This is a genomic window from Vulcaniibacterium thermophilum (genome assembly GCF_007923255.1).
GTDB classification, from domain to species: Bacteria; Pseudomonadota; Gammaproteobacteria; order Xanthomonadales; family Xanthomonadaceae; genus Lysobacter_F; species Lysobacter_F thermophilum.
The window spans coordinates 19,804-40,480 of the sequence record NZ_VOHJ01000025.1; the positions used below are offsets into that span (position 1 = coordinate 19,804).

Consider the following 20,677-nt stretch of genomic DNA (forward strand, 5'->3'; position numbering starts at 1 on the left):
GTTCGACTTTAACAGGGGCGGCCGCAAGCCTCCGCGAGCGCGGACCGGGCCGCGGAGCGCAGCCGCCCGCTCAGCCCACCCACACCCGCGCGTTGCGGAACATGCGCAGCCACGGCGAATCGTCGCCCCAGTCGCGCGGCGCCCAGCTCAGGTTGACGGTGCGCGGCGTGCGCTCCGGGTGCGGCATCAGGATCGTGACGCGGCCGTCGGTGGTGGTCAGGCCGGTGATGCCGGCGGGCGAGCCGTTCGGGTTGGCGGGATAGCGGGTCGCCACCGTGCCGTCGCCGTCGATGAAGCGCAGCGCGACGTGCGCCTGCGCGAGGTCGGCCTCGTGCGCGAACTCGGCGCGGCCTTCGCCGTGCGCGACCGCGATCGGGATGCGCGAGCCGGCCATGCCGGCGAGCAGGATCGACGGCGATTCCTGCACTTCCAGCAGCGCCAGCCGCGCTTCGTACTGTTCGCTGCGGTTGCGCAGGAAGCGCGGCCAGTGCCCGGCGCCCGGGATGATCGCCTTGAGCTGGCTCAGCATCTGGCAGCCGTTGCAGGCGCCGAGCGCGAAGGTGTCGGGACGGGCGAAAAACGCCGCGAACTGCTCGCGCAGGTCGGCGCGCTCCAGGATCGAGGTCGCCCAGCCGCGGCCGGCGCCGAGCACGTCGCCGTAGCTGAAGCCGCCGCACGCGGCGAGGCCGCGGAACGCGTCCAGCCGCACGCGGCCGGCGATCAGATCGCTCATGTGCACGTCGACCGCCTCGAAGCCGGCGCGGTCGAAGTTGAACGCCATTTCGGTCTGGCTGTTGACGCCCTGCTCGCGCAGGATCGCCACCTTCGGGCGCGCGCCGAGGTTGAGGTACGGCGCGGCGATGTCCTGGGCCGGATCGAACGTCAGCCTCGGCTTCAGGCCCGGCGCCGCGAACCGGCGCGCGGCCTCGCGCTCCTCGTCGGCGCAGGCCGGGTTGTCGCGCAGGCGCTGCATCGCATGCGTCACCGACCACCAGGCGTCGAACAGCGCCTCCCAGCGCCACTCCACCAGCGTCTCGCCGTCCTTGCGCACGCGCACGTGCGGCGCGGAGGTGGGACGGGCGATGCGCTGCGCGCAGTCGATGAGGTTGTGACGCGCGACCAGGTCGGCGAACGCGGCGCGATCGTCGCAATCGATCTGCACGATCGCGCCGAGCTCCTCGTTGAACAGCGTGCGGAACGGATCCTCGCCCCAGCCGTCGAGGCTGATCTCCAGCCCCAGGTGCGAGCAGAACGCCATCTCGCACAGCGCGGCGAACGCGCCGCCGTCGCTGCGGTCGTGGTAGGCGCGCAGCAGACCGGCCTCGCGCGCGTCGCGGATCAGCTCGAAGAAGTCGCGCAGGCGCTGCGGATCGTCGAGGTCCGGCACGGCCGGATCGTCGGGCTCGGGCGAGAAGCCGGCGAACGCCGGCAGCGCGCCGCCGCCGCCGTGGGCGTCCGGATGGCACTGCGCCAGCACCGAGCCGCCGAGCCGCTGGCGGCCGGCGCCGAGGCCGATCAGCCACAGCTCGGTCTCGCCCTCGCGCGACAGCAGCGGAGTGAGCTGCTCGCACACGTCGCGCACCGGCGCGAACGCGCTGACGATCAGCGACACCGGCGAAACGGTCTTGTGCTCGCCGTCGGCGTCGCGCCACTGCGCCTGCATCGACAGCGAGTCCTTGCCGACCGGGATCGACAGATCGAGCGCGGGGCACAGTTCGAGGCCGACCGCCTTCACCGCCTCGAACAGCTTCGCGTCCTCGCCCGGATGACCGGCGGCGGCCATCCAGTTCGCCGACAGCTTGATGCGGTCGAGCGATTCCACCGGCGCCGCGCACAGGTTGGTGATCGCCTCGCCCACCGCCATGCGCGCGGCGGCGGCGGCATCGAGCAGCGCCAGCGGCGTGCGCTCGCCGATCGCCATCGCCTCGCCGGCGAAGCCGTGGTAGTCGGACAGCGTGATCGCGCAGTCGGCCACCGGCATCTGCCACGGGCCGACCATCTGGTCGCGCGCGGTCAGACCGCCGACGCTGCGGTCGCCGATGGTGACCAGGAACTGCTTCGCGGCCACCGTCGGATGCGCGAGCACGCGCAGACCGGCCTCGTGCAGATCCAGCCCGCCCCACTGCAGCACCGGCCACGGGCCGGGCGCGGGCGTGCGGGTGTCGCGGTGCATCTTCGGCGGCTTGCCGAACAGCACGTCCATCGGCAGATCGATGGGGTGAGGATGACCCGCTTGCGCGGCACTGCCGCGCGGGTCATCCGAACGCCCGGCGCGCTGCGCCGGGCCGGGGGGCACCGTCGCGACGCCGCCTCCATACTCGCCCTCGACCGTGGCGCCGTATCCCACCACCAGCCGTTCCTCGGCCGTCGCATGGCCGACCACGGCGAACGGGCAGCGCTCGCGCGCGCAGATCGCGGCGAATTCGTCGACGCGGTCGGCCGGCAGGCCCAGCACGTAGCGCTCCTGCGACTCGTTGCACCAGAGCTGCATCGGCGACAGCGAGGGATCGTCGGTCGGCACCTTGGCGAGGTCGATCACGCCGCCGACGCCGGAATCGTGCAGCAGCTCGGGGATCGCGTTCGACAGGCCGCCCGCGCCGACGTCGTGGATGGCGAGGATCGGGTTGCGCTCGCCGAGCGCGACGCAGGCGTCGATCACTTCCTGGCAGCGGCGCTGCATCTCGGGGTTGTCGCGCTGCACGCTGGCGAAGTCGAGTTCCTCGTGGCTCTCGCCCGAGGCCAGCGAGCTGGCCGCGCCGCCGCCGAGGCCGATCAGCATCGCCGGCCCGCCGAGCACCACCACCGCATCGCCCGGCCGCAGCCGGTGCTTGCCGACCTGGCCACGGTCGATCGCGCCGAGGCCGCCGGCGAGCATGATCGGCTTGTCGTAGCCGCGCACCACTTCGCCTTCCGACAGTTCGAAGCTGCGGAAATAGCCCAGTAGATTGGGCCGGCCGAATTCGTTGTTGAACGCCGCCGCGCCGATCGGGCCTTCGAGCATGATCTCGAACGCCGAGGCCATGCGCGGGTTGAGCGCGCGCGGCGCCTCCCACGGCTGCGGCAGGGTCGGGATGCGCAGGTGCGAGACCGAGAAGCCGCACAGGCCGGCCTTCGGCTTGCCGCCGCGGCCGGTCGCGCCCTCGTCGCGGATCTCGCCGCCGGCGCCGGTGCTGGCGCCCGGGAACGGCGCGATCGCGGTCGGGTGGTTGTGGGTCTCGACCTTGATGCAGAACGCCGACGGCGTTTCCGCCTCGGCGCGGTAGACCCGCGAATCCGGCCGCGGCCGGAAGCGGCGCGCCGGGAAGCCCTCGACCACCGCCGCGTTGTCGCTGTAGGCCACCAGCGTGTGCGCCGGCGTCTGCGCGTGGGTGTTGCGGATCATCGCGAACAGCGAGGTCGTCTGCGCGCGGCCGTCGATGGTCCAGGTGGCATTGAAGATCTTGTGCCGGCAGTGCTCGGAGTTCGCCTGCGCGAACATCATCAGCTCGACGTCGGACGGCGCGCGGCCGAGCGCGCCGTAGCGCTCGCGCAGGTAGGCGATCTCGTCCGGCGCCAGCGCCAGGCCCAGCCGGGTGTTGGCGTTCTCCAGCTCCTCGAGCGCGATGCGTTCCAGCTCGCCGCGCGCGGGCACGGCGAACAGCGCGGCGGCATCCTCGCGCGCGACCAGCAGCGACTGCGTCATCGGATCGTGCAGCGCCTTGGCCAGCGCGCCCTGCGCGGCGGCCTCGCGCGGCCAGCCGGCGAGGTCGTAGCGGGTGCCGCGCTCGACGCGGCGCAGCGGCAGACCGGCGCCGCGCAGCAGTTCGGTCGCCTTGCTCGACCACGGCGACACCGTGCCCAGCCGCGGCACCACGAAGCGCGAGGCCACGCCGTCGGCGTGCGGCATCGGCTCGAAGCCGGCCTGCAGGATGCGGCGGAGGGCGTCCGGATCGGGCGCGGCGCCGGGTTCGGGCTCGACCCAGTACACCGGCCAGGCGTCGATCAGCTCGATTCCGGGATGGATCGCGGCGAGCCGCGCTTGGAGCCGTTCGCGGCGGAACGGCGACAGGGCCGAGGGGCCCTCGAGGACGATCATGTGTCCGGGCAAGGCGGGAGGGGGCCGAGATTGTACCGGACCGCCCCCCGCGCCCGGCCGCGTCAGGGCGCGCCGGCGCCCGCGCCGCCCTGCGCCAGCTTGTCCAGACGCTCGCGCAACTGCCGCGGCGGCACGTAGCCGCCGAGCTGGGTGCCGTCCGGCGCCAGGATCATCGGCGTGCCGGTCAGGCCCACGCGCTGGCCCAGCGCGTACTGCTGGTTGACCGTGGTCTTGCACTCGCGCACCGGCACCGGACGGTCGTTCTTGGCGTCGGTCAGCGCGCGGCGACGGTCAGGCGCGCACCAGACGGCGACCATCTTCCGGTAGTCCTCGCTGCCCAGCCCCATGCGCGGGAACGCCAGGTACTCGATCGCGATCCCCTGCCGGTTGTACTCGGCGATCTCCTGGTGCAGCTTGCGGCAGTACCCGCATTCGACGTCGGTGAACACGGTCACCGTGTACTTCGGATCCGGCGGCGCGAACACGATGCGCTCGCTCTTCGGGATCTCCTGCAGCAGCTCGCGGCGCAGCGAGGCGAGCGAGGCTTCGCTCAGGTTCTTCTGCTGCCGGATGTCGAACAGCGCGCCGTTGACGCCGGGGATGAACACGTAGCGGCCGTCGTCGCTGACGTACAGCGTCTGGCCGGAGACGATGGCCTCGCGGAAGCCGGGGATCGGCGCGGCGCGCAGCCGGTCCGGCTCGATGTTGGGATCCAGCTCGCGCAGCGCGGCCAGGGCGCGGCCTTCGGGCGTGTCGGGACGCGGCGCGGCCTTGGGCGCCGGCGCGGGGGCCTGGGCGGTCGCCGCCTGCGAACCGGCGGCGTCGGCGGCCGCGCCCTGCGGCGCCTGCGCGCAGGCGGCGAGACTGACGAGACCGAGCAGGGCGAGGGTGGTGCGCTTCATGGGGAATCCTGGCGGATGCGGCACGGCCGCGTGGGGGGACGGGGCGATTGTGGCACGGCGGCGGCGGCGCACCTCAGCGCGCGCGCTTGGCCTCGCGGCGCAGACGCGTGCGGCTCGCGCGGTCGTGCCAGGTGAGGCGGTCGCGATCCAGCCACGCCCACCAGAACCCGAGCCCGGCCGGCAGCAGCGACAGCGTGCCGACCGCATAGCGCACCAGCAGCGCGCGCAGCGGCGCCGGCGCGCCGTCCAGCGCGGTCACCCGCAACCGCCACGGACGCATGCCCAGCGTCTGTCCGCCGCGCCGCCAGCTCAGCACCGCGTAGGCGCCGGTGATCAGCCAGCAGGTCGCCCACAGCGCCCACTGCCAGGCGCTCCACGGCGGAATGTTCTCGCGCACGCCGTGACCGCTGGCGGCGTACAGCACGGTGAACGCGAGCGAGGCGATCATCCACAGCGCGGCCGCCGGCCACAGGTCGTAGAACAATGCGAGCAGGCGCCAGCCGATGTGCGGCCGCGCGCGCGCGGAAACGTCGGATGCCATCGCGCCAGCATAGCCGCTAAGCTCGCCGCATGAGCCCCCGCACGCCCGCCGAGCGCCGCCAGCAGACGCAGGCGCTGCCGCCGTTGCGCGCGGAGGACGAAGCGGCGATCGACCGCTTCCTCGACGCGCTGTGGGCCGAGCAGGGCCTCGCCAAGCAAAGCCTCGCCAGCTACCGACGCGACCTGCAGGCGCTCGCACGCTGGCTCGACGGCCGCGGCGGCGGGTTGGCGCAGGCCGACCGCGCCGCGCTGTTCGACTACCTCGCCTGGCGCAACGCCCAGCGCTACTCGCCGCGCAGCAACGCGCGCCTGCTCTCGGCGCTGCGCGCGTTCTACGGCTGGCGCGTGCGCCGCGGCGAACGCGCCGACGATCCCACCGCCCTGCTCGATCCGCCGCGGCTGCCGCGCTCGCTGCCCAAGGCGCTGGCCGAAAGCCAGATCGACGCGCTGCTGGCCGCGCCGGACACCGCCGGCGCGCCCGGCCTGCGCGATCGCGCGATGCTCGAACTGATGTACGCCGCCGGCCTGCGCGTGAGCGAGCTGGTGAGGTTGCCGGCGGTCGCGCTCAACCTGCGCCAGGGTCTGCTGCGGGTGACCGGCAAGGGCGGCAAGGAGCGGCTGGTGCCGCTGGGCGAGGAGGCGCGGCACTGGCTGGAGCGCTATCTCGCCGAGGCGCGCCCCGCGCTGGCCGGCAAGCGGCAGCCGGCCGAGCTGTTCGTCGATGCGCGCGGCGAGGCGCTGAGCCGGCAGGATTTCTGGCGTCTGGTGAAACGCTACGCGGCGCTCGCCGGCATCGACCCCGCGCGGATCAGCCCGCACGGCCTGCGCCACAGCTTCGCCACCCACCTGCTCAACCGCGGCGCCGACCTGCGCGCGCTGCAGATGCTGCTCGGTCACGCCTCGCTGTCGACCACGCAGATCTACACCCTGGTCGCGCGCGAGCACCTCAAGCGCCTGCACGCGCGCCACCACCCGCGCGGGTGATCGCGCGAACCGCCACGCGGCCGCACAATAGGCGGATGGACATCTTCAAGGTCTTCACCCTCGAAGCCGCTCACCGGCTGCCGAACGTGCCGCCCGGCCACAAGTGCGCGCGCCTGCACGGCCATTCGTTCCGGGTGGAGATCCACGTCGCCGGCGAGCCCGGCGCGGACACCGGCTGGGTGATGGATTTCGCCGACATCAAGGCGGCGTTCCGCCCGCTGTACGAACAGCTCGACCACCACTATCTCAACGAGATTCCGGGGCTCGAGAACCCGACCAGCGAACGCCTGGCGGTCTGGATCTGGGAGCGGCTGAAGCCCGCCCTGCCGCAGCTCTGCGAGGTCGTGGTGCACGAGACCTGCACCTCGGGCTGCCGCTACCGCGGCGGCTGACCGTCTGCCGGGAGGTCGACGCCGCCTGCACCTTCCGCAACGCGGCCTGAGCGCCCGCCTCCGCCGTGTTGCGCTGCAACATGGAGCCTGTTATGTTGCAGCGCACAAACGGCCCAGGAGGCACGCATGTATCCCTTCAACGAGCAGATCGTCGCCGCCACCCGCCAGTTCGCGGACGCGGCCGCCCAGGTCAACCGCCTGGCCCTGAAGAACGCCGAGGCCGTGATCGGCCTGCAACTGGTCGCGGTCGAGGAGCGCGTCGGCGCGACCTTCGCCTTCTTCAACGAAGCCGCCGAGGCGCGCGACTTCGATGCCGTCAAGACCCTGTGGCCGAAGGGCCTGCAGGTGGCGCGCGAGAACGTGGAACGCGCGGTGACCACCGCCCAGGACGTGCTCGGACGCACCCTGAAGACCCAGGAAGCGATCGCCGAGCTGGCCAAGACCCAGTTCGAGCGCAACGCGGCGCAGGCCCAGGACACCGTCCGCCAGGCGCAGGACAGCGTGCAGCAGGCCACCGAGACCCTGCAGAAGGCCGCCAAGGCGGCCGCGCGGCAGAACGACGCCCGCGCCTGATCGTCTCTCTCTCCGGTCACCCGCACGGCCGACCGGCCGTGCCCCCTCAGTGACCCGGCAGGGATGCCGTTGAACCGCCGGCCGGGGCCTCCCCGGCCGGCTTCTTTTTTGTCCGCGCGTCGCAGCGGGTGCGACGGCCGGGCCGCACAGTGCGGGCCCGGTTGCCGGCTGAATGAATAAGGTTCAAAATCCGTGCCCGCTTCGACCCCTCCCCCCATGGGCACCAAGGACCGCCGTCAGCGCGAGTTCGCCGAACGCGAACAGCGCTTCCTGGACGCCGCCCAGGCGCTGATCCAGCGCGACGGGCTGCTTTCGCTGCAGATGTCGAAGGTCGCCGAGGCCTGCGACTACGCGATCGGCACGCTGTACCAGCACTTCGCCAGCAAGGAGGACCTGCTGGTGGCGCTGGCCACGCGCAACTGCCTGAGCCGCGCGCACCTGTTCGAGCGCGCCGCGGCCTGGCCGGGACCGACCCGCGAGCGGATGGTGGCGATCGCGCTGGCGGACGTGATCGTGCTGGGCGAGCAGCCCGAGCACTTCCGCCTGGCGCAGTTCGTCTGGACCGAAGTGGTGTGGGGCGCGGCCTCGCCGCAGGCGCGGCAGCGGTCGCTGGAGGCGGTGGAACCGCTGGGACGGGCGGTCGACCGCATCGTCGAGGACGCGGTGCGCTGCGGCGACCTGCCCGCCGCGGTGGCGCCGAGCCCGGAAACCCTGACGATCGGCCCATGGAGCCTCTGCCTGGGCATGCATACCTTGATGCATGCCGAAGGCGTGCTGCCTTCCGCGCAGTTCCCCGACCCCTACCGGCTGCTGTTCCGGCACGTGCATTACCTGCTGAACGGCTACGGCTGGCAGCCGCTGTTCGATCCCGCCGACGACACCGCGCTCGACGGGCAGCTCGCGCGCCTGACGCGCGGAATCTTCGATTGCGCCTGGCCTCCCGGTCCGGCACCGGTTTCGACATCTGGCAAGGAACCCTCCCATGGCTAGTCCCGCCGCGCCCCGCAAGCCCTCCGCGCGCAAGCGCATGTTCTGGATGCTGCTGATCACCCTGCTGGTGTTCGGCGCCGTCTTCGGCCTGAAGGCAGTGATGAACAAGGGCATGAACGACTTCTTCGACAACATGCCGATGCCGCCGGCGGTGGTCACTGCCGCGGTCGCGCGCGAGGCGACCTGGGCCGACACCGAGGAAGTGGTCGGCACGCTGGTCGCGGTCAACGGCACCGAGCTCACCAGCGAGGTCGGCGGCGTGGTCGAGCGCATCCACTTCCAGCCGGGCGAGCGCGTGCGCAAGGGCCAGGTGCTGGTCGAGCTCAACAGCGACAACGAGCGCGCGCAACTGAAGGCGCTGGAGGCCACCGCGCGCCTGGCGGTGGTGCAGCGCGAACGCTGGCGCGAACTGGGCGGGCAGAACCTGGTCTCGCGCGCCGAGGTCGACGAACGCGTCGGCCAGGCGGCGACCGCGCTCGCGCAGGCCGACGCCCAGCGCGCGCTGATCGCCAAGAAGACGATCCGCGCCCCGTTCGACGGCGAGCTCGGCATCCGCCGCATCAGCCTGGGCCAGTACATCAACCCGGGCGCGCCGCTGGTCATGCTGCAGGCGGTCGATCCGATCCTGGTCAACTTCGCGCTGCCGGAACAGCGCCTGGGCCAGGTGAGTCCGGGCCAGCCGATCCGTCTGAGCGTCGATGCGCAGCCGGGCCGCAGCTTCGAAGGCACCGTGACCGCGATCGAGCCGGCGGTGGATCCGAGCACCCGCAACTTCACCGTGCAGGCGCGCCTGTCCAACCCGGAGGGCGTGCTGCGTCCGGGCACGTTCGCGCGGGTGTCGCTGGATCTGGGCCAGCCGCGCAAGGTGGTGGTGATCCCGCAGACGGCGGTCAGCTTCAATCCGTACAGCAACGCGGTCTGGGTGCTGTCCCCGGCGCCGAAGCGCGCGCAGCCGCAGGCCGAGGGCCAGCCCGCCGGGCCGGCGCCGGAATTCGTGGTCAAGCAGCGGTTCGTCAAAACCGGCGCCACGCGCGGCGACCTGATCGCCGTCCTCGACGGGCTCAAGCCCGGCGAGCGCGTCGCCAGCAGCGGCCTGCTGAAACTGCGTCCGGACATGCCGGTGATCGTCAACAACAAGGTGACGCCGAGCGCGGACGCCACGCCCGACGTGGAAAACCGCTGATGCGCGCCGGAGTCGTTTGCGGCTCCGCTCACCCCCACCCGCGTCCGAGGACGCGCGGGAGAACGCGATGAAATTCACCGACATCTTCATCAGGAAACCCGTGCTGGCCGTCGTGGTCAGCCTGTTCATCCTGCTGCTGGGGTTGCGCTCGTGGAGCGAGCTCAACGTGCGCCAGTACCCCGAGCTGCAGAATGCCGTGGTCAACGTCAGCACCGCCTACTTCGGTGCCGACGCCGACCTCATGCAGGGCTTCATCACCACCCCGCTGGAGCGCGAGGTGGCGAGCGCCGAAGGCATCGATTACATCGTCTCCAACAGCGCGGCCGGGATCAGCACGATCCAGGCCTTCATCCGCCTCGACTACGACCCGAACGAGGCGCTGACGCAGATCGCCGCCAAGGTCAACAAGCTGCGCGGGACGCTGCCGCAGGAGGCGGAGGATCCGGTGGTCGAACTGCAGCAGGGCGAGCAGTTCGCGATCATGTACCTGTCGTTCGCGAGCGATGCGCTCAGCAACAGCCAGATCACCGACTACCTGATCCGCTCGGTCGAGCCCAAGCTGGCGACCATTCCGGGCGTGCAGCGCGCCGAGATCCTCGGCAGCGGCACCTTCGCGATGCGCATCTGGCTCAAACCCGATCGCATGACCGCGCTGCGCGTCACCGCCAGCGACGTCGATGCGGCGCTGCGCAACAACAACGTGCTCGCCGCGGTCGGTTCCACCAAGGGCCAGATGGTGTCGGTGGACCTCACCGCCCGCACCGACCTGCGCACGCCGGAGGAATTCCGCAAACTGGTGATCCGCGAGGAGGACGGCGCGATCGTGCGTCTGGGCGACATCGCCGACGTGGTGCTGGGCTCGGAGAACTACGGCACCTCGGTGACGATGAACGGCCAGTCGGCCACGTTCATGGGCATCTACGTCGCGCCCGACGCCAACTCGCTGGACGTCATCACCCAGGTCCGCGAGGTGTGGGACCGCGAGATCCTGCCGCAACTGCCCGAGGGCATCGTCGCGACGATCCCCTACGACGGCACCGAGTACATCCGCGACGCCATCAACGAGGTCGTGCAGACCATCGTCGAGGCGGTGCTGATCGTGATCGTGGTGATCTACCTGTTCCTGGGCTCGCTGCGCAGCGTGGTGATCCCGGCGGTGACGGTGCCGTTGTCGCTGATCGGCACCCTGTTCCTGATGCTGATCCTCGGCTACACCATCAATCTGCTGACCCTGCTGGCGATGGTGCTGGCGATCGGCATCGTGGTGGACGACGCGATCATCGTGCTGGAGAACGTCCACCGTCACATCGAGGAGGGCATGAAGCCGTTCGAGGCGGCGATCCGCGGCGCGCGAGAACTGGCCTGGCCGGTGGTGGCGATGACCACGACGCTGGTGGCGGTGTACCTACCGATCGGCTTCCAGGGCGGCCTCACCGGCGTGCTGTTCACCGAGTTCGCGTTCACCCTCGCCGGCGCGGTGCTGCTGTCCGGCGTGATCGCGCTGACGCTCTCGCCGATGATGTGCGCGAAAATCCTCAAGCCGCACGGCGAGGGCAGCAAGACCCGCCTGGAGCGCTGGCTCGACGACCGCTTCGACCGCCTGCGCAGCGCCTACCAGCGCCGCCTGCACGGCGCGCTGGAAACGCGGCACGTGATCGGCCTGTTCGGCGCGATCGTGTTCGTCTCGTGCGTGTTCCTCTACATGGTGGCGCCGAAGGAGCCGGCGCCGGAGGAGGACCAGGGCTTCCTGCTGGTGGCGGCGCAGAGCGACCCGTTCACCACCCTCGACTACGTCGAGCGCTATACGCGCGAGCTCAACGACATCGCCAACGCCATCCCCGAGAAGGAGAACATCTTCCTGTTCAACGGCGGCTTCGGCGGCGGTGGCGGCGGCTCGGCCAGCGGCGCGTTCGCCGGCATCGCGCTCAAGCCGTGGAGCGAGCGCGAGCGTTCGACCAACCAGGTGCTGCAGCAGGAGATCCAGCCGAAGATCAGCCAGATCACCGGCCTGAACATCTTCGCCTTCCAGCCCCCGCCCCTGCCGACGGCGGGCGGCGGCGGCGCGCCGATCGAGTTCGTGATCGGCGGCGTCGGCCCCCTTTCCGAACTGCAGGGCCTCGCCGACGAGATCCTCGGCCGCGCCTACGCCAGCAAGCGGTTCATCTTCATCGACAAGGACCTGAAGATCGACAAGCCGCGCATCGAGGTGCTGGTGGACCGCGACAAGGCGGCCGCGCTCGGCATCGAGATGCGCACGCTGGCCGCGGACATGGCGGCGCTGCTGTCGGGCGGCTACACCAACCGCTTCGCGCTGGAGAACCGGTCCTACCGCGTGATCCCGCAGGTGCAGCGCAGCGACCGCCTCAACGCCGAGCAACTGAAGAACTACTACACCCGCACCCGCGACGGCGAGCTGATCCCGCTGTCGACGATCGTGACGCTCAAGGAATCGGCGCAACCGCAGCAGCTCAAGCGCTTCCAGCAGCTCAACGCGGTGACCATCTCCGGCCAGCCGCGCCCGGGCGTCAGCAAGGGCGAGGCGCTGGCGGTGCTGGAGAACGCCGCGCGCGAGGTGCTGCCGCAGGGCTACAGCGTGGACTACGCGGGCGAGTCGCGTCAGTTCAAGCAGGAAGGCCAGGCGCTGCTGATGACGCTGATCTTCGCACTGATCGTGATCTTCCTGGTGCTGGCCGCGCAGTTCGAGAGCTTCCGCGACTCGCTGATCATGCTGATCACGGTGCCGATGGCGATCTCCGGCGCGCTGCTGGTGCTCAACGTGCTCAACATGGCCGCGGGCATCCTGAGCTTCTCCGGGATCGAGGCCTTCCCCGGCATGAGCATCAACATCTACACCCAGGTGGGGCTGGTGACGCTGGTGGGCGTGATCTCCAAGCACGGCATCCTGATCGTGGAGTTCGCCAACAAGCTGCAGCTCGAGCAGGGCCTGTCCAAGCGCGAGGCGATCGAGCAGGCCGCGGCGATCCGCCTGCGTCCGGTGCTGATGACGACCGCGGCGCTGGTGTTCGCGATGATCCCGCTGCTGATCGCCACCGGCCCGGGCGCCGCCGCGCGCTTCTCGATGGGCATGGTGATCGCCGCCGGCATGACCATCGGCACCGCGTTCACCCTGTTCGTGCTGCCGGCGTTCTACCTGTACCTGGCGCGCGACCACTCGCGGGAGCGGGCGCTGTCGGCCTCCGACGAGCCGGGCGAGCCGGCGCCGGCCACCGCCTGACCGGCGGCACGGCGATCACGACGGGCGCCGCAGGGCGCCCGTCCGTGTTTCGGCGTCGAGCGGCCCGCGCAGCGGCCGGTCTCCCGCGCACGACCCGCACGAGCCCGCAGCGGCCGCAGCGAACCGGCCGACGTAAGGGCATCGGCTCCCGGGCGAAGCGCGGAGCCGATCAGCCCGGCTGCGACGCCGGCGCGCTGGCGGTTTCGACCGCTCCGGCCTGCGCCGCGCGCAGCGCGCGCGCCTGCCGCGCGGCCACCGCCGCGAACACGCCCATCGCGATCGGCAGCAGTCCGTACACCATGCCTGGCAGCCCCTGCAGCCACGAACGCGCCGGCAGCGTCAGCGCCAGCAGGATGGACAGCGCCGCGCTCGCCACCAGGATCGCCATCGCGGCGATCTCCTGCCGCGCTACCAGCCGCTCGAGCGCGTCCAGACCGAGCGCATCCGCCCGCCGCAACGCGTGGCGGTAGAGCAGGATCAGCGTCGCGCTCATCGCGGCGAAGCCCGTGCCGTAGACGACGTAGAACAGCCGCAGCTCGCCCGCGCCCGGCGCCGGCGGCAGCGCCGACGGCAGGTACCCGCCGCTGAGATGGGAGAAGGCGAAGGCCATGATCATCCGCAACGGATAGACGTAGATCAGCGTGACCGCCACCAGCGCCAGGCTGAGCAGCACGGTCCTGCCATCTTCCAGACCCGTGCGCCGGCTGAAGTTGCGATGGCCGAGCCAGAACACGGCGAGGATGGCGAAGCTCGCCAGGAACGCGGGCACGCGCTTGAGCGCGCCCACCAACGCCTGCACCGAGTTCGGCAGCGGATCGAGCGTGATCACCAGCAGCGTGACGGCGAACGCGAACGCCGCATCGACGAAGGTTTCCAGCCGCGTCGGCGCGGCGCCGCGGATGCGGAAGCCGCTGCGGTCGCGCGGCAGAGACGTCAGCTCCATCCTCCCTCCCCTCCCGGCGCCGGCAGGGCCGGTTGCTACACTGTGGGCATGTTCGCCCAGCAGAGTCTAAGCGGCACCAAGCCGGAACAGTACGCGCACCTGCTGCAGCAGGCGCGCGCGCTGATGCACGGCGAGCGCGACCGCATCGCCAACGCGGCCAACCTGTCCGCGCTCGTCTATCACGCGTTGCCCGACCTCAACTGGGTCGGCTTCTACTTCTTCGACGGCCGCGAACTGGTGGTGGGCCCGTTCCAGGGGCTCCCGGCCTGCGTGCGCATTCCGCTCGACAAGGGCGTGTGCGGCGCGGCGGCCTCGAGCCGGCGGACCCAGCGCGTGGCCGACGTGCACGCCTTCCCCGGCCATATCGCCTGCGATTCGGCCTCGAACTCGGAATTGGTGGTGCCGCTGCTGGCGGCCGACGGCACGCTCATCGGCGTGTTCGATCTCGACAGCCCGAAGTTCGACCGTTTCGACGGCGACGACCAGGCGGGTCTGGAAGCGATCGCGCGCGCGTTCGTCGAGGCGATCGCGTGAGCGCGCCGAGCGCGCCCGGCGGCGGCGCCCCCGGCCGCGGGGAGTGAGCATGGCCGGTGCGAAGCTGCGCAACATCGGCCCCAAGTCGGCCGCCTGGCTGCGCCAGGTCGGGCTACGCACGCGGGAGGATCTGGCCGCGGTCGGCGCGGTGGAAGCCTACATGCGCGTCAAGCGCGCGGGCTTCAAGCCGACCCTCAACCTGCTCTACGCGCTCGAAGGCGCCCTGCTCGACTGCCATTGGCAGGACGTTCCCGAGGCGAGGCGGCACGAGCTGATCCTCGCGGTCGACGCCGCCACCGCGCAGTTGCCGCCGCCGCGCTACCGCCCCGCCGCCGCGCCCGTGACCACCACGCACGCGCAACCGGACGAGGCGCCGCCGTTCGACATCGGCTTCGACGCACCGGACGCGAGCGGCGACGACGACTGAAGCCTGACGAGCGGCCGCGCAGGCGTCTGCCGCGCCAGGCCGGCCGGTCCTGCATCGGCTTCCGCGTTGGTCCCCCCGCGATGCTCACCCTCGACCGTTCGTTCGACAGGCGCAGCGCCTGGGCGACGGACACCCATGACCTGCGCGGCACGTGCGCGCGGGAACGAGCGGGAGATCGAGCGGCATCCCCGGGAACGCGAATGCCGCCCCCGGGCGGCGAAGCGCGACCGTGCGGCGCGCCAAAAAAAGAATCCTCCTCCCGCCTGGGCCGCGGGAGGAGGATCGTCGGTACTACGGTATCGGGGTCGTTATCAGATCATCGGAGCCGGGGTGGCCGGCATCGCGGTGGTGGCGGCGGCCGGCTTGGCCTTCTTCGCCGAAGACTTGCGAGCGGCCTTCTTGGCGGCCGGCTTCTTCGCCGCCTTCTTGGCGGTCTTCTTCGCAGCAGCCTTCTTCGCGGTCTTCTTGGCGGCCGGCTTGCGGGCGGTCTTCTTGGCCGCCTTCTTGGCGGTGGCCTTCTTGGCGACCTTCTTCGCCGCCGGCTTGCGCGCGGTCTTCTTCACCGCCTTCTTGGCGGCGCTCTTCTTGGCGACCTTCTTCGCCGCCGGCTTCTTGGCGACCTTCTTCGCCGCTTTCTTCGCGGCGGGCTTCTTCTTGGCAGCTTTCTTCATAGCCATGGTGTGGCTCTCCTCGTCAGTGGTTACTGTCGACTTGCGTCGGATCAAAGCCCAGTAGCGACAGCCGCGGCAAGACGACCCGCGGCCAACCGCTCCCGCGCAGCGCGCAGCGGAGCGGACTCAGGCAGGCCGGCGCGCTCTGCGGCGCGCTCGGCAAGGCGTCCGGACGGCATCCGGACGGCACGGGCGGCAAGCGCCGCCCAACGAAAAACCCGGCCCTCCGAGGGAGAACCGGGCTGGAAGCGAATCGGGTTGTACGTTTCCGCGGGGGACGCGCCGCCTTCCACCGTGTCGAGCATCCGGGCGGAGAGGCGTTTGGCGCAGCGCGTTGTCGCGTTCGTTTTACTCACTCGCATTCGCAGGAAACGTCTGCTGGGCGAAACCTAATCACGGTTTTTTTCACTGTCAACAACCTGCCGCGAAAAAAACCGCGGAAGACGCGCGCGGCGGCGGCGTGTTCGGCGCGCCGGAGCGCGGCGATGGATGCGGGAGATGACTTCGCGCGCGTGCGCCACGATCGCGTCGCGCGCGCGCAAACGCAGCAACGGCGCGGCTTCGCGTGTGGTGCGCGGATCGCGGGCGATGCGCATGGACGCCTCGTACCCGCGCGCGCGCGATGCGCTCGCGCCGTCGGTCGGCGCCGCACGCCGAAGGTCTCGCGCGCGCGCCGATTTCGCGTCGCACAACCGCCGACTGCGCGGGATTGCGCGAACTCCGCGCCGGCTTGCGCACGCCTTCGGGCGCGATCGCGGCCATCGCGGCGCCCGGAAACGAAGAAGCCCGGCCGTCTCCGACCGGGCTTCGACACGCCGCTCACGGCGCAGCTCATTCCTCTTCGATCAGCTCCGCGTAGTCGTCCGGACCGAGCAGTTCGTTGAGCTGCTCCGGGTCTTCCATCTCGATGGTGAACATCCAGCCTTCGCCGTAGGCGTCCTCGTTGATGGTCTCGGGCTTGTCGACCAGCGCGTTGTTGACCGCGACCACCTTGCCGCTGACCGGAGCGTAGACGTCGGAGGCGGCCTTGACCGACTCGACCACCGCGCAGGCGTTGCCGGCCTCGACGCGCTCGCCGACGGTCGGCAGCTCGACGTAGACCAGATCGCCCAGCAGCCCCTGCGCGTGCTCGGAAATGCCGACGGTGACCTTGCCGTCGCCTTCGACACGGGCCCACTCGTGGGACTTGAGGAACTTGAGGTCGCCGGGAATCTCGCTCATGGGGGCTCCGGTGCTGCGTCTGGGGGGTCGGTGTGGGCGGTTAGTGTAGCGGAGGGTGCCGGCGATCAAGCCAGCACGCCGGGCTGCGCCTGGCCGTCGCGGACGAACGGGAACTTCACCACGCGCACCGGCACTTCGCGGCCGCGGATGTCCACGCGCACCTGACCGGGATCGCCGGCCGGCACGCGTGCGAAGGCGATCGCCTTGCCGAGCGTGGGCGAGAACGTGCCGGACAGGATCTCGCCCTCGCCGTTGGCGGTGAGCACCCGCTGGCCGTGGCGCAGCACGCCCTTCTCGTCCATCACCAGCCCGATCATCTGCCGCGGCGCGCCGCTCGCCCCGCGCGCCTCGAGCGCGGCGCGGCCGATGAAGTCGCGGCCCTCGTCGAGCGCCACCGTCCAGGCGAGCGCGGCTTCGTACGGGGTGACGGTCTCGTCCATGTCTTGGCCGTACAGCGCCATGCCCGCTTCGAGCCGGAGGGTGTCGCGCGCGCCGAGCCCGGCCGGCTTGACGCCCGCGGCAAGCAGCGCGTTCCACAACGCGACCGCGTGCGCCTCCGGCACCATCACCTCGAAACCGTCCTCGCCGGTGTAGCCGGTGCGGGCGACGAACAGCGGCACGCCGTCGGCGGTGTGCGCCTCGCCGGCGGCGAAGCGGACGAGCTTGCCGATGCGCGCGCGGTCGTCCTCGCGCAGCAGACCGATCACCCGCTCGCGCGCGTTCGGGCCCTGCACCGCGATCATCGCGAAGTCGCGCCGCTCGCGCACCTCGACGGCGAACGGCTGCGCCTGGGCGCGGATCCAGGCCAGGTCCTTCTCGCGCGTGGCCGCGTTGACGACGATGCGGAAGAAGTCCTCGGCCATGAAGTAGACGATCAGGTCGTCGATCACCCCGCCCCGCTCGTCGAGCATGCAGGTGTACAACGCCTTGCCCGGCGCCTTGAGCTTGTCCACCGAGTTGGCGAGCAGACGGCGCAGGAACTCGCGCACGCGCGCGCCGCGCAGGTCGACCACGGTCATGTGGCTGACGTCGAACATGCCGGCGTCGCGGCGCACCTGGTGGTGCTCGTCGATCTGCGAGCCGTAGTGCAGCGGCATGTCCCAGCCGCCGAAGTCGACCATCTTGGCGCCGAGCGCGCGGTGGGTGTCGTTGAGGACGGTCTTCTGGGTCATCGGCGTGCGACGCGGCGTGGAGGGGCCGCGATTATCCCAGATGGCTCCCGCTCAGAGGCCGTAGCCTTCGTTGAGGCAGCGCACCTCGCCGGGGTCGAGCGCCACGAAGCGGCCGCTGGCGCGATCGAGCCTCAGCGCCCAGCGCACGGCGGGCCAATGGGTCTCGCTCGCGCGGCCGTTGCCGTCGACCAGCGCGACGATCCCCGGATCGGCGCGCCCGTCGCGCTCGCAGGTGCCGAGCGCGAGCGTCTGTCCGGCCTGTGGCGCCGGCACCGCGGCCAGATCGGTGATGCGCCAGCGCGCCTCGGCGCCGGCCATGCCGGCCTTGGCCTCGGCCAGCACCGCCTGCGCGTGGCCGTCGCGGTCGAGCGTGGCCACCGCGCGGGCGCAGACGTCCTCGCCTTCGGGCACGCACACGCCGCTGCGCGATTCCCAGCCGGACGGATACGGCGGCACGACGCGTCCGCGCAGCGCGGGCAACGCCGCCGCCTGCATCGCCAGCGCGAGCGCGAAGGCGCTCATCCGGCGTGTGCGGCCTCCACGCGCAGCACCATGCCGTCGGCCCCGACGATGCGCACCGGCGTGCCGGCCGGCAGGTCGGGACCGGCGACGTCCCAGAACGCGTCGGCGATCTGCACCCGGCCGCGACCATCGACGATCGCGCGCTCCAGCGGCACCACGCGGCCGATCAACTGTTCGGCGCGGCGGTTGAGCGTGGGGCGGTCGCTCTGCGGCTCGCGCGCGCGGAACCAGGTGCGGTAGATCTGGATGCTGACGAAGCTCAGCACGACGAACAGGGCGATCTGCACGAGCAGGTTCAGCCCCGGCACCAGCAGCACCGCCGCGAACACCGCCGCGGCGGCGAACCCGAGCCAGAGCAGGAACGCGCCCGGCGCCATCGTCTCCGCCGCGATCAGCAGCAGCGCGATCGCGCCCCAGATCACCGCCGGCCAGTTCCAGGCCATGGCTCAGGCTCCGCGCGGCGGGATCGCCGGAGGAACCGCGCGGCCGCCGCGCTCCAGCGCCTCGCGCGCGAGTTCGGCGATGCCGGCCAGCGAGCCGACCACGCCCGACGCCTCCATCGGCATCATCACGAACTTCTGGTTCGGCGCCTCGGCCAGCGCGCGGAAGGCTTCGATGTACTTCTGCGCGATGAAGTAGTTGATCGCCTGCAGGTCGCCCTGGGCGATCGCCTCGGACACCATGCGGGTCGCCTTCGCCTCGGCCTCGGCCAGGCGCTCGCGCGCCTCGGCCTCGCGGAAGGCGGCCTCGCGCTTGCCTTCGGCCTCGAGGATCGCCGCCTGCTTCTCGCCTTCGGCGCGCAGGATCTCCGACTGCCGGTGGCCTTCCGCCTCGAGGATGCTGGCGCGCTTCTCGCGCTCGGCCTTCATCTGCCGCGCCATCGACTCGACCAGATCGCGCGGGGGCTGGATGTCCTTCAGTTCGATGCGGTTGACCTTCACGCCCCACGGATGGGTGGCCTGATCGACCGCGGCCAGCACCTTGGCATTGATCTCGTCGCGCTTGGACAGCGATTCGTCGAGGTCCATCGAGCCGATCGCGGTGCGGATGTTGGTCATCACCAGGTTGAGGATGGCGATCTCGAGCTGGGCCACCTCGTAGGCGGCGCGGGCGGCGTCGAGCACCTGGAAATAGACCACGCCATCGACCTTCACCACCGCGTTGTCCTTGGTGATGACGTCCTGGCTCGGCACGTCCATCACCTGCTCCATCATGTTGATCTTGCGGCCGACGCCGTAGATGACGGGGATCAGGAAGTGCAGGCCCGGCTCGAGCGTGCGGGTGTACTTGCCGAAGCGCTCCACCGTCCAGTGGTAGCCCTGCGGCACCATCCGCACCGCCTTGAACACCAGGATGACGCCCGCGATCAGCAGCGGGATGGCCAGTACGCTTCCCAGATCCATCGAGATTCCCCTTCCCGTCGGTTTGCGACGAGTATAGGACGCGCCCGCTGCGACGGTTCCGCCGCCCGGCGCATCCATGAGGGTTCGATGCCGCCCGAATCCGCCCCGCCGCCGGTCCGCTCCAGCTTCGCGATCGACGTGCCCGATGCCCTGCTGGCCCGCGCGCGGGCCGGCGAGGCGGGCGCGTTCGAACAGCTTTACCGCTGGTTCGAGCGCCCGGTGTTCACGCTCGCGCTGCGCCTGTGCGGCGACCGCGAGGAGGCGGCCGAGGTGCTGCAGGAGACCATGCTGAAGGTGTTCGCCAAGCTCGGCGAATTCCGCGGCGGCTGTCCGTTCTGGGGCTGGCTGCGGCAGATCGCGGTGAACGAGGCGCTGATGCGGCTGCGCAGCCGGCGCAAGTGGGAGGACGACACCGCGCTGGAGGACCACGCGCTCGCCGACGAGCACCTGCCGCCGCCCACCGCCGCGGCCGACGCGGCGGCGCTGGCGCGCGCCCTGATGCAATTGCCCGAGGCCACCCGCAGCGTGCTGTGGCTGTACCACGCCGAGGGCTACACGCACGAGGAGATCGCCGCGCTGATGGCACGCACGCCTAGCTTTTCCAAGTCGCAACTCGCGCGCGGCGGCCGCCGCCTGCGCGCGTTGCTCGAATCCACCGCGGAGAAGGCCCATGCCTGACGCCGACCGCCATCCCGAACGCCTGCCGCCCGCTTGCTGGAACGAGGCGTTCGCCGCCCTGCCGCTGGAGGCGCCGGATGAAGCGCAGCGCGCGCGGATCGTGGCGACGCTGCAGGCGCGCACCGGCCTGCGGCTCGGCCGCACCCGCGCGCGCCGCCTGCCGTGGGCGGTGGGCGGCGCGCTGGCGGCGGGCATCGCGCTCGCGCTGGTCGTCGCCTGGCCGCCGCCTCCG

At 71.4% G+C, this 20,677-nt stretch carries 20 protein-coding genes and 1 pseudogene; 10 read left to right on the plus strand and 11 right to left on the minus strand.

What is annotated here, in order from left to right; all coding sequences use genetic code 11:
- Positions 1-70 precede the first annotated feature (70 nt).
- The 3 genes from purL to FQY64_RS10610 form a co-directional block, all read right to left on the minus strand.
- Positions 71-4,075, minus strand: coding sequence for a phosphoribosylformylglycinamidine synthase (gene purL, locus FQY64_RS10600; protein ID WP_146474238.1), 4,005 nt, complete (start codon positions 4,073-4,075; stop codon positions 71-73).
- Positions 4,076-4,137: 62 nt separating this feature from the next.
- Positions 4,138-4,977: a DsbC family protein gene (locus FQY64_RS10605; RefSeq protein ID WP_146474239.1), complete on the minus strand. Its 840-nt coding sequence runs from the start codon at positions 4,975-4,977 to the stop codon at positions 4,138-4,140.
- Between the two features lie 73 nt (positions 4,978-5,050).
- Positions 5,051-5,518: an RDD family protein gene (locus FQY64_RS10610; protein WP_146474240.1), complete on the minus strand. Its 468-nt coding sequence runs from the start codon at positions 5,516-5,518 to the stop codon at positions 5,051-5,053.
- A 29-nt stretch (positions 5,519-5,547) separates the two neighbouring features.
- Here FQY64_RS10610 and xerD point away from each other — a divergent pair, with 29 nt between their 5' ends.
- The 6 genes from xerD to FQY64_RS10640 all read left to right on the plus strand — a co-directional run bounded on the left by xerD (position 5,548) and on the right by FQY64_RS10640 (position 12,874).
- A complete protein-coding gene (xerD, locus tag FQY64_RS10615; protein WP_146474241.1) occupies positions 5,548-6,501 on the plus strand; it encodes a site-specific tyrosine recombinase XerD in 954 nt (317 codons plus the stop codon).
- 35 nt (positions 6,502-6,536) lie between these two features.
- On the plus strand, positions 6,537-6,893 hold the full coding sequence (queD, locus tag FQY64_RS10620) for a 6-carboxytetrahydropterin synthase QueD (protein ID WP_146474242.1): 357 nt from the start codon (positions 6,537-6,539) through the stop codon (positions 6,891-6,893).
- A gap of 126 nt (positions 6,894-7,019) precedes the next feature.
- Complete coding sequence (locus FQY64_RS10625) at positions 7,020-7,466, plus strand: phasin family protein (RefSeq protein WP_146474243.1); 447 nt, start codon at positions 7,020-7,022, stop codon at positions 7,464-7,466.
- A 216-nt stretch (positions 7,467-7,682) separates the two neighbouring features.
- The gene (locus FQY64_RS10630) at positions 7,683-8,456 is read left to right on the plus strand and encodes a TetR/AcrR family transcriptional regulator (RefSeq protein ID WP_146474244.1); all 774 of its coding nucleotides are present in this window, start codon (positions 7,683-7,685) and stop codon (positions 8,454-8,456) included.
- Positions 8,449-9,639: an efflux RND transporter periplasmic adaptor subunit gene (locus tag FQY64_RS10635; RefSeq protein ID WP_146474245.1), complete on the plus strand. Its 1,191-nt coding sequence runs from the start codon at positions 8,449-8,451 to the stop codon at positions 9,637-9,639. The genes FQY64_RS10630 and FQY64_RS10635 overlap by 8 nt, the downstream gene beginning before the upstream one ends.
- Positions 9,640-9,706: 67 nt before the next feature.
- Positions 9,707-12,874, plus strand: coding sequence for an efflux RND transporter permease subunit (locus FQY64_RS10640; protein WP_146474246.1), 3,168 nt, complete (start codon positions 9,707-9,709; stop codon positions 12,872-12,874).
- A gap of 169 nt (positions 12,875-13,043) precedes the next feature.
- On the opposite strand, the gene FQY64_RS10645 is transcribed toward FQY64_RS10640, so the two are convergent.
- Positions 13,044-13,817, minus strand: coding sequence for a TMEM175 family protein (locus tag FQY64_RS10645; RefSeq protein WP_146474247.1), 774 nt, complete (start codon positions 13,815-13,817; stop codon positions 13,044-13,046).
- A gap of 48 nt (positions 13,818-13,865) precedes the next feature.
- Between FQY64_RS10645 and FQY64_RS10650 the strand changes: the two genes are divergently transcribed.
- Positions 13,866-14,351: a GAF domain-containing protein gene (locus FQY64_RS10650; protein ID WP_146474248.1), complete on the plus strand. Its 486-nt coding sequence runs from the start codon at positions 13,866-13,868 to the stop codon at positions 14,349-14,351.
- Positions 14,352-14,400: 49 nt separating this feature from the next.
- Positions 14,401-14,778, plus strand: a complete 378-nt coding sequence (locus FQY64_RS10655; protein WP_146474249.1) for a TfoX/Sxy family protein — start codon at positions 14,401-14,403, stop codon at positions 14,776-14,778.
- Between the two features lie 311 nt (positions 14,779-15,089).
- Here FQY64_RS10655 and FQY64_RS10660 read toward each other — a convergent pair whose 3' ends face one another.
- From FQY64_RS10660 to FQY64_RS10690, 7 genes are all read right to left on the minus strand, one after another.
- Positions 15,090-15,455, minus strand: coding sequence for a histidine biosynthesis protein HisIE (locus FQY64_RS10660; RefSeq protein WP_146474250.1), 366 nt, complete (start codon positions 15,453-15,455; stop codon positions 15,090-15,092).
- A gap of 383 nt (positions 15,456-15,838) precedes the next feature.
- Positions 15,839-16,045, minus strand: coding sequence for a hypothetical protein (locus FQY64_RS10665; protein ID WP_146474251.1), 207 nt, complete (start codon positions 16,043-16,045; stop codon positions 15,839-15,841).
- Between the two features lie 235 nt (positions 16,046-16,280).
- Positions 16,281-16,670: a glycine cleavage system protein GcvH gene (gene gcvH, locus FQY64_RS10670; protein ID WP_146474252.1), complete on the minus strand. Its 390-nt coding sequence runs from the start codon at positions 16,668-16,670 to the stop codon at positions 16,281-16,283.
- Between the two features lie 65 nt (positions 16,671-16,735).
- Positions 16,736-17,842, minus strand: a complete 1,107-nt coding sequence (gcvT, locus tag FQY64_RS10675) for a glycine cleavage system aminomethyltransferase GcvT (RefSeq protein WP_146474253.1) — start codon at positions 17,840-17,842, stop codon at positions 16,736-16,738.
- A gap of 51 nt (positions 17,843-17,893) precedes the next feature.
- Complete coding sequence (locus FQY64_RS10680; RefSeq protein ID WP_146474254.1) at positions 17,894-18,364, minus strand: hypothetical protein; 471 nt, start codon at positions 18,362-18,364, stop codon at positions 17,894-17,896.
- On the minus strand, positions 18,361-18,807 hold the full coding sequence (locus FQY64_RS10685) for an NfeD family protein (RefSeq protein WP_146474255.1): 447 nt from the start codon (positions 18,805-18,807) through the stop codon (positions 18,361-18,363). The genes FQY64_RS10680 and FQY64_RS10685 overlap by 4 nt, the downstream gene beginning before the upstream one ends.
- A 3-nt stretch (positions 18,808-18,810) precedes the next feature.
- Positions 18,811-19,767 carry an SPFH domain-containing protein gene (locus FQY64_RS10690; protein ID WP_146474256.1) on the minus strand — a complete coding sequence of 319 codons (957 nt, stop codon included), beginning with the start codon at positions 19,765-19,767 and terminating at the stop codon, positions 18,811-18,813.
- A gap of 87 nt (positions 19,768-19,854) precedes the next feature.
- On the opposite strand from FQY64_RS10690, the gene FQY64_RS10695 reads away from it, so the two are divergent.
- Together FQY64_RS10695 and FQY64_RS10700 are read left to right on the plus strand one after the other, a co-directional pair.
- Positions 19,855-20,445 (plus strand): RNA polymerase sigma factor, encoded by a 591-nt coding sequence (locus tag FQY64_RS10695; RefSeq protein WP_146474257.1) that lies wholly within the window; start codon positions 19,855-19,857, stop codon positions 20,443-20,445.
- Positions 20,438-20,677 (plus strand): annotated as a pseudogene (locus FQY64_RS10700) (hypothetical protein); the annotation flags it as partial. The gene FQY64_RS10695 and the pseudogene FQY64_RS10700, both read left to right, overlap by 8 nt.

Excerpts from the sequence above, each read along its gene's own strand:
- FQY64_RS10645 (WP_146474247.1), bottom strand. The coding sequence starts at position 13,817 with ATGGAGCTGACGTCTCTGCCGCGCGACCGCAGCGGCTTCCGCATCCGC.
- FQY64_RS10665 (WP_146474251.1), bottom strand. The coding sequence starts at position 16,045 with ATGCGCATCGCCCGCGATCCGCGCACCACACGCGAAGCCGCGCCGTTG.
- FQY64_RS10695 (WP_146474257.1), top strand. The coding sequence starts at position 19,855 with ATGCCGCCCGAATCCGCCCCGCCGCCGGTCCGCTCCAGCTTCGCGATC.
- FQY64_RS10655 (WP_146474249.1), top strand. The coding sequence starts at position 14,401 with ATGGCCGGTGCGAAGCTGCGCAACATCGGCCCCAAGTCGGCCGCCTGG.
- xerD (WP_146474241.1), top strand. The coding sequence starts at position 5,548 with ATGAGCCCCCGCACGCCCGCCGAGCGCCGCCAGCAGACGCAGGCGCTG.
- FQY64_RS10685 (WP_146474255.1), bottom strand. The coding sequence starts at position 18,807 with ATGGCCTGGAACTGGCCGGCGGTGATCTGGGGCGCGATCGCGCTGCTG.
- FQY64_RS10640 (WP_146474246.1), top strand. The coding sequence starts at position 9,707 with ATGAAATTCACCGACATCTTCATCAGGAAACCCGTGCTGGCCGTCGTG.
- queD (WP_146474242.1), top strand. The coding sequence starts at position 6,537 with ATGGACATCTTCAAGGTCTTCACCCTCGAAGCCGCTCACCGGCTGCCG.
- FQY64_RS10660 (WP_146474250.1), bottom strand. The coding sequence starts at position 15,455 with ATGGCTATGAAGAAAGCTGCCAAGAAGAAGCCCGCCGCGAAGAAAGCG.
- FQY64_RS10650 (WP_146474248.1), top strand. The coding sequence starts at position 13,866 with ATGTTCGCCCAGCAGAGTCTAAGCGGCACCAAGCCGGAACAGTACGCG.
- gcvH (WP_146474252.1), bottom strand. The coding sequence starts at position 16,670 with ATGAGCGAGATTCCCGGCGACCTCAAGTTCCTCAAGTCCCACGAGTGG.
- gcvT (WP_146474253.1), bottom strand. The coding sequence starts at position 17,842 with ATGACCCAGAAGACCGTCCTCAACGACACCCACCGCGCGCTCGGCGCC.
- FQY64_RS10610 (WP_146474240.1), bottom strand. The coding sequence starts at position 5,518 with ATGGCATCCGACGTTTCCGCGCGCGCGCGGCCGCACATCGGCTGGCGC.
- purL (WP_146474238.1), bottom strand. The coding sequence starts at position 4,075 with ATGATCGTCCTCGAGGGCCCCTCGGCCCTGTCGCCGTTCCGCCGCGAA.
- FQY64_RS10605 (WP_146474239.1), bottom strand. The coding sequence starts at position 4,977 with ATGAAGCGCACCACCCTCGCCCTGCTCGGTCTCGTCAGTCTCGCCGCC.
- FQY64_RS10680 (WP_146474254.1), bottom strand. The coding sequence starts at position 18,364 with ATGAGCGCCTTCGCGCTCGCGCTGGCGATGCAGGCGGCGGCGTTGCCC.
- FQY64_RS10635 (WP_146474245.1), top strand. The coding sequence starts at position 8,449 with ATGGCTAGTCCCGCCGCGCCCCGCAAGCCCTCCGCGCGCAAGCGCATG.
- FQY64_RS10690 (WP_146474256.1), bottom strand. The coding sequence starts at position 19,767 with ATGGATCTGGGAAGCGTACTGGCCATCCCGCTGCTGATCGCGGGCGTC.
- FQY64_RS10625 (WP_146474243.1), top strand. The coding sequence starts at position 7,020 with ATGTATCCCTTCAACGAGCAGATCGTCGCCGCCACCCGCCAGTTCGCG.
- FQY64_RS10630 (WP_146474244.1), top strand. The coding sequence starts at position 7,683 with ATGGGCACCAAGGACCGCCGTCAGCGCGAGTTCGCCGAACGCGAACAG.